General features: G+C 56.9%; 9 protein-coding genes. 1 reads left to right on the forward strand and 8 read right to left on the reverse strand.

What is annotated here, in order from left to right; all coding sequences use genetic code 11:
- Positions 1-396: 396 nt before the first annotated feature.
- Positions 397-2,049 carry a bifunctional UDP-sugar hydrolase/5'-nucleotidase UshA gene (ushA, locus tag ABRZ28_RS01635; RefSeq protein WP_330519338.1) on the reverse strand — a complete coding sequence of 551 codons (1,653 nt, stop codon included), beginning with the start codon at positions 2,047-2,049 and terminating at the stop codon, positions 397-399.
- A 522-nt stretch (positions 2,050-2,571) separates the two neighbouring features.
- On the opposite strand from ushA, the gene ybaL reads away from it, so the two are divergent.
- Entirely contained in the window at positions 2,572-4,257 is a 1,686-nt protein-coding gene (gene ybaL / locus ABRZ28_RS01640) for a YbaL family putative K(+) efflux transporter (protein WP_319603515.1), read from the forward strand.
- A 58-nt stretch (positions 4,258-4,315) separates the two neighbouring features.
- On the opposite strand, the gene ABRZ28_RS01645 is transcribed toward ybaL, so the two are convergent.
- Genes ABRZ28_RS01645 through bcsO form a run of 7 tightly spaced genes read right to left on the reverse strand, consistent with a single transcriptional unit; the run spans position 4,316 to position 15,615 of the window.
- Positions 4,316-5,317, reverse strand: a complete 1,002-nt coding sequence (locus ABRZ28_RS01645) for a family 8 glycosyl hydrolase (protein ID WP_330519339.1) — start codon at positions 5,315-5,317, stop codon at positions 4,316-4,318.
- A 17-nt stretch (positions 5,318-5,334) separates the two neighbouring features.
- Positions 5,335-5,829, reverse strand: a complete 495-nt coding sequence (gene bcsD / locus ABRZ28_RS01650) for a cellulose biosynthesis protein BcsD (RefSeq protein ID WP_330519340.1) — start codon at positions 5,827-5,829, stop codon at positions 5,335-5,337.
- Between the two features lie 2 nt (positions 5,830-5,831).
- A complete protein-coding gene (locus tag ABRZ28_RS01655) occupies positions 5,832-9,803 on the reverse strand; it encodes a cellulose biosynthesis protein BcsC (protein ID WP_442878664.1) in 3,972 nt (1,323 codons plus the stop codon).
- A gap of 27 nt (positions 9,804-9,830) precedes the next feature.
- Positions 9,831-12,212 carry a cellulose biosynthesis cyclic di-GMP-binding regulatory protein BcsB gene (gene bcsB, locus ABRZ28_RS01660; protein WP_330519342.1) on the reverse strand — a complete coding sequence of 794 codons (2,382 nt, stop codon included), beginning with the start codon at positions 12,210-12,212 and terminating at the stop codon, positions 9,831-9,833.
- Complete coding sequence (gene bcsA, locus ABRZ28_RS01665) at positions 12,209-14,320, reverse strand: UDP-forming cellulose synthase catalytic subunit (protein WP_330519343.1); 2,112 nt, start codon at positions 14,318-14,320, stop codon at positions 12,209-12,211. The genes bcsB and bcsA overlap by 4 nt, the downstream gene beginning before the upstream one ends.
- A 24-nt stretch (positions 14,321-14,344) precedes the next feature.
- Complete coding sequence (gene bcsQ, locus ABRZ28_RS01670; RefSeq protein WP_319603521.1) at positions 14,345-15,148, reverse strand: cellulose biosynthesis protein BcsQ; 804 nt, start codon at positions 15,146-15,148, stop codon at positions 14,345-14,347.
- Positions 15,139-15,615 carry a cellulose biosynthesis protein BcsO gene (gene bcsO / locus ABRZ28_RS01675; RefSeq protein ID WP_319603522.1) on the reverse strand — a complete coding sequence of 159 codons (477 nt, stop codon included), beginning with the start codon at positions 15,613-15,615 and terminating at the stop codon, positions 15,139-15,141. Before bcsO ends, bcsQ begins: the two co-directional genes overlap by 10 nt.
- Positions 15,616-15,882 lie beyond the last annotated feature (267 nt).

Consider the following 15,882-nt stretch of genomic DNA (forward strand, 5'->3'; position numbering starts at 1 on the left):
TTCGGATTCAGCGCAGGATTGCAGGGACGTGGAAATGAAGTTGTCATCATGTTCTACCGAAACACCGCTGGTGGCAGGACATTACTTCAGCGCGCGAGAGCAAACCGCCGCTATTTCACTATCCGGCAAAATAGCGTGCTAAGCGGTTAGAATCCTGCGGTGAACGGTATCTTTCAAAGAACGGGGGAACGAACGCTCGACGCGGGCTTAGCGCCTGGTTTCGCAGCGTGGCCGCCGCTATGAGCTCGTGCATGGGCGCATGCCGCAATCATTTTCGCGTCCGTCATCTTTGCGATAGCCTGGTTGCTGTGCCTGTCTGACCGCGTCAGCAACCGGCTTTTATCAGACTGAGGAAGGATACAGGCCGGGCAAGGCTCAGCCTGTATCTGATTGCCGCTATTTATAAACTATCTCGCCTTTGGGCTGAAAGGCGGCCGCATCCAGCGGCGAGTTTTTCGCAATATACTGCTTCAGCACATCCGCATCGATAAAGCCGGTGTTCACATAGCTGGGGAAACTATCAATACGCGGATAGGCATCCCCGCCCATCGCGTTAAAGTTCAGCGTGGACATCCGATAGACTTTATCCGCCTGCAACGGCTCGCCTTTGATTTTAACATCCCGTACGCCTTTGCCGTCCGCCGTCAGGCTGACGTTAAGGAACTGCGCATAGGCGCCGGAATCCACCACTTTGTTCGCCACCACGGCCAGATATTGCTCGACTTCGCTGCCTTTCATATCGACGTAGACCAGCGTGTTGGCGAACGGCTGCACTTTCAGCACGTCTTTATAGGTAATATCGCCGGACTCAATCGAATCACGAATACCGCCGCCGCTCATTACAGCGAAGTCGGCGTTCGCGCGCTCAAGCTGAGCGGTCAACAATAACCGGGCCAGATTGGTCTGGAAGAAGCGAACCTGCTTGCGATCGCCATCCAGATTGCCCTTGACGCTACCCACTTTAACGTCAAGCTGCTCATGTCCTTTTTCCTGGAACGGCGTCAGCAGTTTCAGCATTGACGAATCCTGCGGGATTTCCTGCGTGTAGAACACCCGTTCGGTTTTGCCATCCGCCGTTTCGACTTTCTTCTTCAGGTTGACCGGGATCAGTTGATAATGTTCCAGTTTCAACTCGCCGTTGCGAAAGGTGAAATCCGCGCGACCGACATATTTGCCCCACTCGTGAGCCTGCACAATCCAGACGCCATTCTGACGATCCGGCGCGCAAGGCGTACCCGGCACATAATCCACCTGCTTTTTATTCTCGCCGGCCATGCAGACCGGATCCTGCGAGTGACCGCCGACGATCATATCCAAATAGCCGGCGGGAATGCTGCGCGCCATCTCTACGTCGCCGGGCGCATTGGAGCCGTGATTACCATCGTCATAGTGTCCCATGTGGGTCGCCGCGATAATGACATCGGGTTTTTCGTCTTTACGTAACGTTTCAACCACCTGTGTCACTTCCGTCGCCGGCTTGCGGAACTCGATATCGGTGAAATATTCAGGGTTGCCTAATTTGACGGTGTCATCGGTGGTCAAACCGATAACGGCGATTTTTACCCCCTGTTTATCAAATAACGCATACGGCTTAAATAAGCGTTGATTGGTGCTCTTTTGATAAATATTGGCGGAAAGCAGCGGGAAATTCGCCCATTTTTCCTGCTGTCGCAGTACGGAAAGCGGTTTATCAAACTCATGATTACCCAACGCCATCGCATCGTAACCCACCATGCTCATGCCGCGGAAGTCGGGTTCGGCGTCTTGTAAATCGGATTCGGGAACGCCGGTATTAATATCCCCGCCGGAAAGCAACAGCAGGCTGCCGCCCTTGCCGGCGACTTCCTGACGAATCTCATCAACCAGTGTTTTTTGCGCCGCCAGTCCATATTCGCCATGATCGTTGTGCCAGAAATGACCGTGATGATCGTTAGTATGAAGGATGGTGATGGAATAGGTTTTATCTTTTTCCCAGGCCATTGCGCCATAAGGCGTCAACACCAGGGATACCGCCAAAGCGCATCCCAGTGTTTTTGTTGAAAAACGCATAAAAAATCTCCGTGTCTTAAAAAATACCCGTAAAGAAACTCTACCTGAGCGAATTTGTAAAGCGCAATGATAAGCCATTGACACAATAGCCTTCATCCTGACGGCATAGGTTAATAATAGAGACTTCTTTATGAAGATCACATAACAGTCTGCTTATGGCTGTCTTCTTGCTGTCACGAAATTTTTATAATATGGATGCTTCATCCAAATAATCCGTCATCAGCCCTTTTATTCCTTATTTTCTACGGTTTCCCGCCGGCTGATAGCGTATTTTTACTGACCGACCGGAGAAACCCTGATCTATACGCGTTAAGAGGCAGGCTTCCTATTGATAATTACGCATGTTTATCAATGCCTATCTGAAGAAACCATGATTAAATCTGTGTTATCATGAGAATAAGCTGATAAGCCAACATTTTTAGCAAAATACCTATTTTTCCCAAGCAACATTTCTCCATATACAATAGAATTTATGTAAGAAGTCCGCTCATTCACGTTTCATACATGGTAAAAGGAGTCGGGATGCATGCTGCAACACCTCTAATTTCAACAATCGCCGGAGGGCTCGTGCTTGCCTTCCTTCTCGGTATTCTGGCAAACCGCCTGCGCATCTCTCCTCTTGTTGGTTATCTGGTCGCCGGCGTGCTTGTCGGACCTTTTACGCCGGGATTTGTCGCTGATACCTCGCTGGCGCCTGAATTAGCGGAACTCGGCGTCATTTTGTTGATGTTTGGTGTGGGTTTGCACTTCTCGCTGAAAGACCTCATGGCGGTGAAATCGATCGCCATTCCCGGCGCCATCGCTCAGATCGCGGTGGCGACGCTGCTCGGCATCGGGCTGTCCGCCCTGCTGGGCTGGAGCCTGCCGAACGGTCTGGTATTCGGTCTCTGCCTTTCCACGGCCAGTACCGTCGTGCTGTTGCGCGCGCTGGAAGAACGTCAGCTTATCGATAGCCAGCGCGGCCAAATCGCCATCGGCTGGCTTATCGTCGAAGATCTGGCGATGGTGCTGACGCTGGTGCTGCTGCCCGCCTTCGGCGACATGATTAGCGCGGAACACGCCGATACCAGTAAATTGCTGCGCGACCTGGCGTGGACCATCGGTAAAGTCATCGCTTTCATCACATTGATGATCGTCGTCGGCCGTCGCCTGGTTCCCTGGGTGCTGGCAAAGAGCGCCAGCACCGGCTCCCGCGAGCTGTTCACGCTGGCCGTGCTGGCCATGGCGCTGGGGATCGCCTTTGGCGCGGTGAAACTGTTCGATGTCTCTTTCGCGTTGGGCGCGTTCTTTGCCGGCGTGGTGCTGAATGAGTCCGAGCTAAGCCAGCGGGCCGCGCACGATACGCTGCCGCTGCGCGACGCCTTTGCGGTTCTGTTCTTCGTTTCCGTCGGCATGCTGTTCGACCCGATGATCCTGATTAACGAACCCATCGCGGTACTGGTTACGCTGGCGATCATCGTCTTTGGTAAATCGGCCGCCGCATTCATGCTGGTGCGCCTTTTTGGCCACTCCAAACGCACCGCGTTAACCATTTCGGCCAGTCTGGCGCAGATCGGCGAGTTTGCCTTTATTCTTGCCGGTCTGGGTATTGCCCTGGGCTTACTGTCCCAGGAAGGACGCAGCCTGGTGCTGGCGGGCGCGATCCTCTCCATCATGATCAACCCGGTGCTCTTCACGCTCCTTGAACGCTATCTGGCTAAAAATGAAACCATTGAAGAACAGATAGTGGAAGAAGCGATCGAAGAAGAGAAACAAATTCCCGTCGATATGTGCAACCACGCGCTGCTGGTCGGTTACGGACGGGTCGGCAGCCTGATCGGCGCCAAACTTCATCAGGCAGGCATCCCGGTGGTGGTCATCGAAAACTCGCGCGCGCGGGTCGACGCGTTGCGCGAACAGGGCATCAAGGCGGTGCTCGGCAATGCCGCGAAACCGGAAATTATGGAAATCGCCCGACTGGACTGCGCACGCTGGCTCTTGCTGACGATCCCCAACGGCTATGAAGCAGGTGAAATCGTCGCGGCGGCGCGTGAGAAACGCGCCGATTTAGAGATTATCGCCCGCGCTCATTATGATGATGAAGTCAGCTACATAACCGAACACGGCGCCAATCAGGTGGTGATGGGCGAGCGGGAAATCGCCAACAGCATGATTACCCTGCTCAAGCTCGAAGAAATACCGGCAACGCCGCAGGAGTGTCCGATCTGATCTTCGCAGGGCGGGCCGTCAAACCCGCCCTCTACTTGCTAAGCCGCCGGTATGCCGGCTAGCGCATTGCCCACCAGGCCAGCAGATGCAGGCTGGCCGAATAGTAATCCTCTTCCGGCAGCAACCGGTCGCTGACCAGACCATCCTGCCCCAGCGTGATATCGCGAATCGCCATCATCCCGCCGGGAAGCGGATATTCCGCCTGTTCGCCGCTGACGACGTTAACCCATGCCGGCGTCTTTTCGCGCGTGAAACGCTGCCAATACACACGAAACGGCGCCAGCGCGCGCTCATCGGCGCGCGCCCAGCGCAGATAGAGTGGGATGCGCACCGCATCGAAGCTGAAACGAGGCGGCCAGCCGGCGGCCGGCATCACCTTGCCGTCGATGCTCAGCGTAACCCAGTCGGCGGGCAACGGCGGCTGACCGAAGGTCATCTGGTTCAACAGGCGCAACCCGTCCCGCTGTAGGTCAGACCACACTTTCAGGCGGCTGTCGCGGTAGAAGGCCTGCCAGGCCGGAAACAGAAAATAGGACGGATTGAGAATAACGGAACTGGTGTGATTAAAACCGTTCATACCGGGCAACATGATCTGATAGCCGGCAAAAGGGATCACCGTATGTTTAATCAGCGCCGCCTGAATCTGTCGCGATTCTCTGCGGTATTCCGGTTTTTGCCATTTATCCGCGGCCAGCAGCAACGCCCACGCAATGAGCGTATCGCCATCGGAGGCGTTGTTTTTATCGCCGACTTTCTGCTGCGCGGCCGGATCGTAACGCCAGGAGAACAGACCGGTGTCGGGCTGGTACAGCGTGGTTTTGGTCCAACGCCACAGATTGTCGAAAGCGCGCCGATCATCATTGAACACCGCCAGCAGCAGGGTAAACCCCTGCCCTTCAGTATGGCTGATATTATGATTGCCGGTATCCGCCACCCGGCCTTCCGACAAAATATAGCGCTGCTTAAACTGCTCCCAGCCGCTATCCTGCGCCAGCGCGCCGCCGGATAGCAAACTCCATAGCAGTAATAACGAAATCCCTTTCATCCATCGCATGGGCATGACCATTTCTCCTGACTTCACAAACCGCTTTTATAAAGAAAAACCAAAGTCTGCCCTGCGACGTCGCTCGATTGTTTGCGTACCGCAACATGGGGATGTCCGCTCTGGGACAGCATCCATTCGCCGTAGAGGCCTTCCAGTACGCAGGTGAAGGCGCGACGCCAGCTTTGCTCTTCATTTTGCTGCTGTTCCGAAGGCAGCCGCGCCGGCCACGCCTGATGCAATAACGTTATTTGCCGTTCCGCCGGCTCCAGTCTGACAAATCCCCAGTCAAATTCGGCCAGGCGCTGATTGATGCGATCTTCCAGTTCGCCCAGCGTCAGACTGGCGGCCAGGGGGTATCGACGCGCCAGATGCTTACCGGCCTGGCGCAGGAAATCGCGGGCGTCGTTCTCGTCCGCATCAGAAAAAATACCCGAAAAAACAACCTGTAATAGATCCTGCCAGCCTGGCTTTTGCTGCCTGTACTGATAATACTCAAGCTGATGCGCCACGGGGTCATACGCTTGCATAGTTATTTCCCATCCAGTAAGTACCTGAAATAGACCAAAGCCGTACTCTCGGAATAATCACCGAAGGTATCGTAACCGGCCTGCCCGCCTATTATCATGTTTTTATTGAGTTTATAGTTTCCTTCGGCTTTCAGGTTATAGCCAATCCCATTCTGACTTTTACCGGGATACCAGGCTTCCGAGCCATAACCCGCCGCCACCAGCGACTCCAGTTCGGACTGCCAGGCCGGATTATTCGGGAAGTAGGCGCTCTCTTTTTGCGAGTATGACTGATAGCCGACGGCGCCGCTGAGTTTATAACTCCAGCTATCGTACTGCTGGCTGTATTCCACCGGGAACGATACGCTGATGTAATCCTGCGGGCTGAAGTAGCCGCCCTGGCCATAGCTGAAATAGCTCAGGTTTTTGGAAAAATCCATATAGCTGACGTTGACGCCCAGTTTCAGTTCCCGATCGTCATAGCGGTAAGGGCGGATATACACGCCCGATGAGGTGGTCAGCCCCTTATTGCTGGCGACGTTATCGCCGAGGTAGCTGTAATAACCCAGTCCGCTGTAAAAGCCGGCGTCGCCGTTGTCGTAGCTAAGGTTGACGCCGCCGCCGTTGCGCGTAACCGCGCCCCACTTTTTGCCTTCGAACCTGTCGCGCACGCCGACATACGACAGCAGGCTATCGGTCACCGGCCGCCGCTCGGCGTTCAGGGTAAGCGTAGTGTAGTCGCTCAGTTTCGGCGACCATTGCACGCCGCCCACCAGCGAGCTGAGATCCTGACCCAGCGGCGTAGTGCCGATGTCCGCTTTATAACCGTCGCCGGCCAGCGCCAGATTCAACTCAACGCCGTTGGCTTTTTGCGATCCGGGCGAGTCGGCGTTGAAGGTATCAGGATTAAGGCCGGTAATAGCCGAATACGCCTCACAGCTTGGGCTGGTCGAAGTGCTACAGGTATTGGTGTTATAGCGAGTTTGCATATCCTGTTGCAGCTCTCCGAGTGTATGGGTGGACAACGATGCCCATTCGCTGCTGGTGATTGTACCGGCAGACAGCAGGCTAGCCAGCGCCTCAGTCACTACCGCTTGCGCCAGTTGCGCTTGCTGTAGCGCGCCGGTACCGAAACGATTGCTGGCGGTGCCGGTCGGCGTGCCGGCATTCAGCGTCACCGGCGTGACGGTAAAACTCAGACGCGAGGTATCGAAAGGCACGCCGGACAGGCTAAGCGGCGCTTTCGCTTCCGTCAGTTCGCTCAGTCCGCTTTCCCCGTCGCGTCCGCGCACGCTGACATTTCCCTGCGCCCAGTTGGCTTCCTGTCCCTGCACCTCATCCAGCAGGCGATCGACCTGACTCAGCGTCGAGTTCTCCGCGCGACTGGCCGCGACCTGTCCGGTACCGCTATTCAGATCGTAACGATTATCCGCCTGGCGCGGAGAGAGTTGCCAGGGCAGCACCATGCCATAGGCCGACGGACTACGGCTGGTACGGGTCTGCCGGTTGATAAACGGGTTGTCGGTGATCGGCAGCCCGGCGATGGTCGCGTTGCCGTCGGCGCCCTGCAACCCCATCATCTTCCCTTTGGCCGAACGCAGCAACGCCAGCGCCTGCTGACGATCGCCTTCCGCCTGCGCCACGCGCGCCGCCAGCAGCAGGCGTTCCGGCGTGCGCGGCCCGCTCATGCCGGCCATCAGGCTTTTCGCCCGCGCGACATCGCTATTGGCCAGCGCGACATTCACCGCGCCTTCCCGCGCTTGCTGATTTTGCGCGTCGCGCTGCAACAGATAATCGTAGACCTGACCGGCCTCCCGATTCATTTTACCGGACTGATATAACCGCCCCATCGCCAGCATGAGATCATCGTTTTGCGGATCCTGCTGGAGAGCGACAATCAATTTATCGTACGCAAGAGCATATTGTCCCTGCTCGCGCAGCGTATCCGCCTCGTTGATTATTGAGCCGGTACGCAATCGGCTGATATCCACCGGCGAGCTGCGGCTCTGGATGGCGGGATTGTTCAGCCAGGCGTTAGCCTCCTCCGTCAGACCGGCCTGATTCAGGACGTTGATCTGGTCGGCATAATCGCCGGCGTTGCCCTGCGCGCCCTTCTGCATATTTTGCCGCACCAGACGTACCGCATTGGCGTTATCGCCGGCCTGTTGCAGCGCCAAAGCCAGATTGCCGAGGCTCGCCGGCGCATCAGGCGGCGTTTTCGCCAGCTCATTCAGCAGCATGGCGGCCGCCGCTCGGTTGCCCTGCTGCAAATAACCGCGCGCCTGGGCGATGTTCTGATTGAACTGCGCGCGTCTGGCCAACGCGGTCATTTCTCTGGTTCGTCGGGTGGGCGCGATGCGCGCCATCAGCGCATCGGATTCCGCCCAGCGTTCATTATCGGCGGCAAACAGCGCGGCCACGTACAGGTTTTCGCTGGAGGCGCCCGGCTGCGCGAGCGGCGAGATAATCGCCTCGGCCTGCGCGTCGTTGCCCTGCTGTTGCAGAATGCGGGCCATATCCAGCCGCACCCAGGCGTTCCCGGGCTGCCTTTGCTGCGCCTGTCGCAGCAGCGCCAGCGCGCGTTCGACGTTGCCGGCTTGCAGCGCCAGCGCCGCGTCGCGCCGCAGCGGTTCGACGCTGGCGACGCCTCCGGCGCTCTGCGGCCGCAGACTGGCGGGCAGGCTTTGCAGCACCTGCTGCGCCTCGGTCGTTTTCTGCTGCGCCTGCAAGCTGTAATACAAACCGAGACGCGCATCGTTGTTCTCCGACGCGCCGGCAAGAATATTGCGATAGGCCTGTTCAGCCGCGGTCGCATCGCCCTTGCGTCGCAGCAGATCGGCCCGAAATAGCTGGGCGGCGATGCCGCGTTCGCCGCTTTGCCGGCTGAGAGGCGCGCTCAGCGCCAGCGCCTCATCCAACGCGCCGCTGGCCGCGGTCTGTTTCGCCTTGTTGAGCTCGGCATAAAAACGCGCGTCCTGCGCCAACGCCTCCCAGCGTTCGCGGTTCGATCCGCCGATGTTGATCGCCTGGTTGAGGTAATTCTCCGCCCCGATGAAATCTTCGTTACGTAGTGCGATATAGCCCAGTCCGGCCAACGCATCGGCATCCTGCGGCTTCTGCGCCAGCAGCGTCTCGAACTGGCTTTTCGCCGTGTTCAGATCGCCACGCTGCAATGCGGCGTACCCTTGACCAAGGCCGATGCCCGCCAAATTGCTCTCATAATGCGCCAGAACCTCCTGGTCGGCGGGATTGCGCCGCTGATAATCGCGATAAAGGGCTTCATCGCCGGACTGCGGCGTCATCCACAGCAGGGCTTGCTTCAACGCGGGATCGGCTCCGGAGACGTTCTGCGCCGCCAGCGCGGCTAAACGGTCAACCCCGGCGCGCCGGGTCGTTTCGTCGTAAGTCAGAATACGCGCCAGCGCAAGCTGGGCCGAAGCGTCGCCGGGATGCGTGGTCAGCCGGCGTTGCAGACCGCTGACGGCCTCCGGACGCAACGCCGGCAGGCCGGCCATCGTCTGATAATATTCGACCGCCAGACTATCCAGCGGCCGCTCCCCTTTAAACAGGGCGCGATAGCTTTCAATAGCGCGGGCAAAATTACCCTGCGCCGCCAGTTGGCGGGCTCTGGCCAATTGCGCGGGCGGCACCGACGTCAAGGCGCGCGCCTTATCCAACTCGTCCAGCCGGCTATCGCCCGGCGACGAGGCGGCGAGCTTCTGACGCCAGGACTGCGCGGCGGCGGCGTCGCCGTTTTGCTGCGCATATAAAGCCAACAGGTACAACGCATCGACGTTATTCGGCTCGACTTCCAGTATCTTGTTTAACGCCTCATTGGTCAGATCGCTGTGCGCCTTTTCATGCCAGTACGCAGCCTGATCCAGCAATGCCTTAATCGCCGGAGAGTTCTCCGCCGCGGCCGCGATCGGCAGCATCAACAGGCTCGCCACCGTCAGATAGCGCGTTTTCCACCTCATTTTTCGTTTTACTTTCATCATTGCGATTACCTGAGCGTAGGCTGATTAAACAGGCCGGTCTGGCTTATTGTTTTGATTTGGCCGGGCAAGGCGCTGTTGCGCATGACGGCTCAGCAGTCGGTACAACGGGATGCCAAGCGCCACAGAGAGCAATACGGCCAGCAATGACAGCAGCAGCACATGCTGATTGGCATACCAGATAATCATGAGATACCAGGGCATCTGCCCGTCAGGGTAGCGCGGACTGACGCTGAAACTCTTCACGCCGCCGTCGGAGGTGATCACGGCCATATCTCCGCGGATACCGGCGTTGATATTTTTCGCATTCAAATCGTTATCGAGCCGTTCGATCTGCTCATCGCTGCTGCCGGTAACCACCACCGCCAGACGATTCTCCGCCCAGGGGGAAGGAAAACTAAGAAAACCGCGCCAGGCGCCGATCGAGGACAAATAACGATCGGCGGCCAGATATTGCTGCGACCACTGGCCGGATACATAACGCCGGAACCTGTCCCCGACTGAGGGCGTTTTCAGGGAGAGCCTTTCGTTATCAATATGATAGGGGGAGCTGTGCAGTAGTTGGCGCATCAGCGCCGTCTGGGCTAATGAGGCGACGATCAGCACATCGCTATCGGCCAGCGCGGACACATTGGTCAATCCCAGGCCGACCCGTGCGCGGCTGAGCGGTACGCCGGTGGCATTGCCCGCGCGCGCGGCTAAATTAAGCAACGTGCCAATCTCCGCCGTAGCGGGTTTCTCAGCCAACACGATCCAGGTGCGGGAAAAATCGGCCATTTTGCTGAATGGAAAAGCCGCCCCGACGTAGTACGACAGGTTGGGCAACATGGAGAAATGGTGGGAAGCGCTCAGATCTATCGAGGAATTGCCGTCTATCGTGCTTTTAATGTTATCGCTGCGCAGCATTGCGCAAGGCGTGCCGGGTTTCGGCTTGATGCTATGGTACAGCTCCATCTGGTTGTCGCCATAAATCAGGTACGGCGCCAGTTCCAGCCGGTAACTTTCCTGCCGGATATCGCCGCCCAACCGGCGCCAGGCCGACTCCAGCAGGCCGATTTTATTGACCGGCAGATTGTGCAAAAAAGTGCCGTTCAGGGAAACGTTCAGCAGCGATGAATCTTCGTCGATCCAGCTTTCGGTTGGGAAACGGTAATTGATGCGCACCGGAATATTTTGTCCGTCCCACATAAACAGATCGGGCGCGGCGCGGAAATTGATGTGAATGCTGTCATGGTATATCCCCTCGGCGATCAGATCGTCCGGCCGGCTGACCAGCTCGCGAAAGGTGACCGGCCGATCGGTATTGATCCAGCGCGGCGCGTCGTAGGGCCGGCGCGGCGGGATGGCCTGGCTTTGCACCAGCAGGCGATTCTGCCCGGCGGGCAGCGGCGCGCTGGTCAACCGGTAAGCCGCCTGCCGCAGTTCTTCCTCGTTGCGTCCGGTAACCAGCAGAAGCTTATATATCGGGTTAAGCGGGTTATCGATTATCTCGATCGCCGGTCCGTCGCCGGCCGGTATGGTCATGCCGGCAACTTTTTCCCCCGGCATGGCGAAGATGATGGCGTTATTTTCCGGCAGCGTATCCTGATAAACCGGGAAGTAGATATCGCGATAGTTGGCGCGGATGCCGAGATAAGAAGCGACGATCGTCGCCGCGGTAATCGTCGGCGCGGAAGGGTCGCTGCCGAACACCACCGGAACGGCGCTTTTGCCCATCACCATCAGATCGAAGAACGGGCGCGGGAAATACCCCAGATCCTTATCGATATTCAGCCGCTGGTTAACCATCTCGATACGGGTTTCCGGCAGAATGCTGACCTGGCGACGATTGTCGTCGCTGTTTTCACAGAGCAAATCGTTCTGCCGATAAATGCTGAAGCTGAGATTGTTATTGCTGACCACCAGCGCCGCCGGAATATCCAGTTCGTAGGTATTCGCCGTTAACGAAGATTCCGCCAAGGGGATGTCGCCCAGCGGTTGGCCGTTGAGCATCAGCGACAACCGATCGCCCTCCTCCGCCAGCGTGGAAGAGGCCCTGAACGCCAGGTAGAGTTTCGCCTGGGTTACCACCTGACCGTAAGGCAAGGTGAAGCGGACCCCGGACTGCATCTGCCCGCCGCTCAGGGTCAGTCCGTCGCGTTGACCCATATCGGCCACGCTGATGGTGTAGTTATCAATCTGGCTTAACTGTTCGCTTGCGCGCTCGCTGCCCGGCGCGATCAGCAAGCGCGGCGGCGCGGCCGAATCGGCGTTTTCCGGCGCGCCGTCCGTTGGCGAACCGGCCGGAGAGTAGTCAAACGGCGGCAACGGCGGAAAATCAGGCGGCAAAGCCGCCAACGTCAACGCCGGCAACAGCGCCGTGGCGAACAATACGCGGCGTAAGGCGAATAGCGACCGATACCCCATCATACCGCATCACCCGGTACGTCGCTTTTCGCCGCCTGGCCGGCCAACGTCTTGGGATGTTTGTTGCCGCGCAGCGCGTACCAAAATAGCGCCAGCACGCAGCGAATAATCCCCGCCAGCGATTTGAACGGGTTATCCGGCGGATAAGGGGGATTAAGCCAGGCATCGGCGCGGGTCAACACCACGCGCACCAGCTCCCGCCGTTTCGACAGCGGCATATCCTCAAATTCCAGCCGCAGGATCTCGTCACTCGCGTCGATGACCTGCACCGGGATACAGACGGCGCCGGCCTGTAGCAGCAGCTCGACCTCTTCAATGACGTCGTGCTTATAGCGTCCGTCCGGCGTCGCCAATTGCACGCCGCCCATGGAAAGGTCCAGCGTGCGCGTGCGCAGCGAGATGCCGCTGGCGAAATGAATAATGGCCGGGATTTGGGCATCGATACGGATGGTCTGCCGCACCTGGCGGGTTTCGCGCGCAACGGCGATCGCGGCCAACAGGATCAGCACATTGAAACCGGCCCAGAATACGTTGAGAAAAATAACCTGAGGATTCATGCCGATATAATGGTCCGTCAGCGTGCGGACGCTGCCCCAGCAAATCCCCAGAATCAACAAGATGGTGACGATAATGTGCGGCCGGACGATATTGAAGTCGAAGTAGCCCTCTTCCAGCAGCCGCCCTTTATCGGTGACGTTGAATTTGCCGCGTTTGGGGGAAAACAGCGTAACCAGCGTCGGGATGATGATATGGAACATGATCACCGTGTCGTATATTTCGCCCCAGAACGAGTAACGATGGCGCCCATTGATGCGCGAATTGGCGTAGATCGATAACGCCAGATGCGGCAGAACATAGGCGAAAATCATCGACGCGGATGAAGCGATAATATTCTGGTTAAACAGCAGATAGGCCAGCGGAGCGGTAACGAACACCAGCCGCGGCAAACCGTACAGAAAATAGAGCATCGAGTTGAGATAACAGATGCGCTGCTGCCATTTCAATCCGCGTCCCAGCAGCGGATTGTCCAGCCGGAAGATTTGCGTCATGCCGCGCGCCCAGCGGGTGCGTTGAATGATATGCAGCGCCAGGCGCTCCGTCGCCAGCCCGGCGGCGAGCGGAATGGCCAGAAACGCGGCGTGCCAGCCGCGCCGCTGTAGTTTTAGCGACGTGTGGGCATCTTCGGTGACCGTTTCGACGGCGAATCCGCCGATTTCTTCCAGCGCGCTGCGGCGAATGACCGCGCACGAGCCGCTGAATGAAGTGGCGTCCCAGTTATCATTGCCCTGCTGAATCGGGCCATAGAACAGATCGTTTTCACCGGGAACGTGGCGGGCGACGGATAGATTGCGCTCAAACGGATCGGGCGAGTAGAAATAGTGCGGCGTCTGAATCAACGCCAGTTTCAGATCGGTCAGAAAAGCGCCGACCGTCGCCTGTAGAAACGCGCGGGTCGCCACGTGGTCGCAGTCGAAAATACAGATCAATTCGCCCTGGGTCAGCGTCATGGCGTGATTCAGGTTACCCGCTTTGGCATGTTTGTTATCGTTGCGGGTAATGTAGCCGACGCCGGCGTCGGCGGCGAATACCGCGAACTCGCTGCGTTTGCCGTCGTCCAGCAGATAGACCTTGATTTTATCCTTCGGGTAATCAATACATTGGGCGGCCAGCACCGTATCGCGCACCACGCTCAGGCTCTCATTGTAGGTGGGGATATACACATCGACCGTCGGCCACAGGCTGACGTTCTTCGGCAGCGGTTCGATAGTGCGCTGCAAAGGCCAGCTGGTTTGTATGTAGCTGAGCAGCATCATGATCCAGGCATAGAGCTCGGCGAGAAATAGCCCGATGCCCAGAACCGTTTCAACCGCGGAGTTAAAATAAAGCGTCTCGGTGGCGCGCCAGTAGAGATAACGCGAAGACATTAAAAAACACATCACCATGATAATGATGGTGGTTTTTCGGCTACGCGTTCGCCCAAGTAAAAAGACGGCGAGCATAGAGATCAAACCGAAAAGAAACTGTTTATCGCTATCCATTGGCGTGATGACGATAACCAGAATAAGCGGCGACAGCAGCAGTATCAGCAATGAAAAAAGGAACTTATTCATTTTTTGGCTTGCCTGATAAAATGATTAGTAAAGGCTGTGTTGTGGCGCAGAATAGAATTCCCCACCCCCGACATTAACGTCCAGAATAGCCGCGACTTTCTTGCTAATCAGATCAATATCGAAAGCGGCGGCGGATACCGGACTAAATTGGTGAATGGATTGCTGCGACGCATTGGCTTCCAGTACGCATTCATCGCGATGAATAGCGCCAAGCAATTTGTCGCCCAGCCGCTGTTCGAAAAACAGTGTGACATCGCGATTGAGCGGGCGACGCATATCGCTCTGGTTCACGATGTAATATTCCCGTTCTTTGGTATTGAGGGGCGAACCGAGGAACTGATGGTTCTCCATTTGCGGCAGTAAAGAGAGCGAGGCGGTATCCGCCAGCATGACCACGATGTGCATATCGGCCAGTTCGCGAGTCGCTTTCAGCGCCGGCGTCGGGCCGGGAGGAAAATCGGCGATCACCACCATATCGGGGTAGTTCAACACGCTGTTTAAACCGCGTTGGATAAAATGTTCGTCGCTGCCAATCGCCTGTTCAAAGACCGTCCGCTGTTCTTGCGTGGTTTCTCCATAGGGCAAAACGAACAGGTTGGAATGCGCTTTCAGGATAAACTGTCCCCAGTCGGAAACCGAGGCGGCCTGCGCCACATATCCGCGGCCGTCCGAGATCGGCACGCCGAAATGCAGACGCAGGGCGTTCTGTACGTCGAAATCCACGGCCAGGACTTTGAGTCCGCTGCTGGCCAGCGTCCATGCCAGATTGGCGGCGACCGTGGTTTTCCCTACGCCCCCTTTGGGAGAGCACACGCAAACTAACGGCATAAGGCAATGCTCTCTAACAGTGGTTTAAGCGGCGTATTGCGTCGTTTGTCATTGTCCTCAACGGAAACATTTTTATGTCTGAACAAGCGCCGAAAACGCGGCTGGTCATCAGGGTAGTCAGGGGCAGGGTCGGCGCTTGCCGATGTTGAGACCGTTTCGGGCTGCGGCGTCCCCGTTGCACGGTCGGTGGTCGACTCCCGGCCGGCGGGGAGTTGCCGGCTGACCGCTTGCAGCAGGGAGGGCGAACGAAATTCTTCTTTACTCACCGGCACCGGGCTCGCCGGGAGGCGGCCTTTTCCCGGCGGCGCCGCATTATCGGCGGCGTTGCCATTCTCACCGGCGACCTGTTTTAGAATCGCCCACTCTTGCGACGGCAGATGTACATTATTTTCCGATGTGTCTTTATAATCAATATGTTCCAAACCCAGCTTTTCTTTGAACTGCTTAATATCGTCATATTTATTCATATACCATCCAAATAAGCATATATAAATTATCACTAATGCCGTATGTATGGAGAGGATATGCCAGGCCTTTATATTTTCCTGATTTTATATTTTTTCAGCCCTGACAAAAAATATAAATCAAAAGGTCGCCTGCCGTTCGCCTGCATCCTGAAATTCACCGAATATAAGCATAGTCAATAACAGGTTTTTTTGATCATCAAAATCGGTTTCTTCTTAATATCGATCAATGATCATCAGGAAAACATGACGCGAAGTCTGCTGGTAAAA

The sequence above is a fragment of the Brenneria sp. g21c3 genome (assembly GCF_040240345.1).
In the GTDB taxonomy this organism is placed as follows: Bacteria; Pseudomonadota; Gammaproteobacteria; order Enterobacterales; family Enterobacteriaceae; genus Brenneria.

Excerpts from the sequence above, each read along its gene's own strand:
- ushA (WP_330519338.1), bottom strand. The coding sequence starts at position 2,049 with ATGCGTTTTTCAACAAAAACACTGGGATGCGCTTTGGCGGTATCCCTG.
- ybaL (WP_319603515.1), top strand. The coding sequence starts at position 2,572 with ATGCATGCTGCAACACCTCTAATTTCAACAATCGCCGGAGGGCTCGTG.
- ABRZ28_RS01645 (WP_330519339.1), bottom strand. The coding sequence starts at position 5,317 with ATGCCCATGCGATGGATGAAAGGGATTTCGTTATTACTGCTATGGAGT.
- bcsD (WP_330519340.1), bottom strand. The coding sequence starts at position 5,829 with ATGCAAGCGTATGACCCCGTGGCGCATCAGCTTGAGTATTATCAGTAC.
- ABRZ28_RS01655 (WP_442878664.1), bottom strand. The coding sequence starts at position 9,803 with ATGAAAGTAAAACGAAAAATGAGGTGGAAAACGCGCTATCTGACGGTG.
- bcsB (WP_330519342.1), bottom strand. The coding sequence starts at position 12,212 with ATGATGGGGTATCGGTCGCTATTCGCCTTACGCCGCGTATTGTTCGCC.
- bcsA (WP_330519343.1), bottom strand. The coding sequence starts at position 14,320 with ATGAATAAGTTCCTTTTTTCATTGCTGATACTGCTGCTGTCGCCGCTT.
- bcsQ (WP_319603521.1), bottom strand. The coding sequence starts at position 15,148 with ATGCCGTTAGTTTGCGTGTGCTCTCCCAAAGGGGGCGTAGGGAAAACC.
- bcsO (WP_319603522.1), bottom strand. The coding sequence starts at position 15,615 with ATGAATAAATATGACGATATTAAGCAGTTCAAAGAAAAGCTGGGTTTG.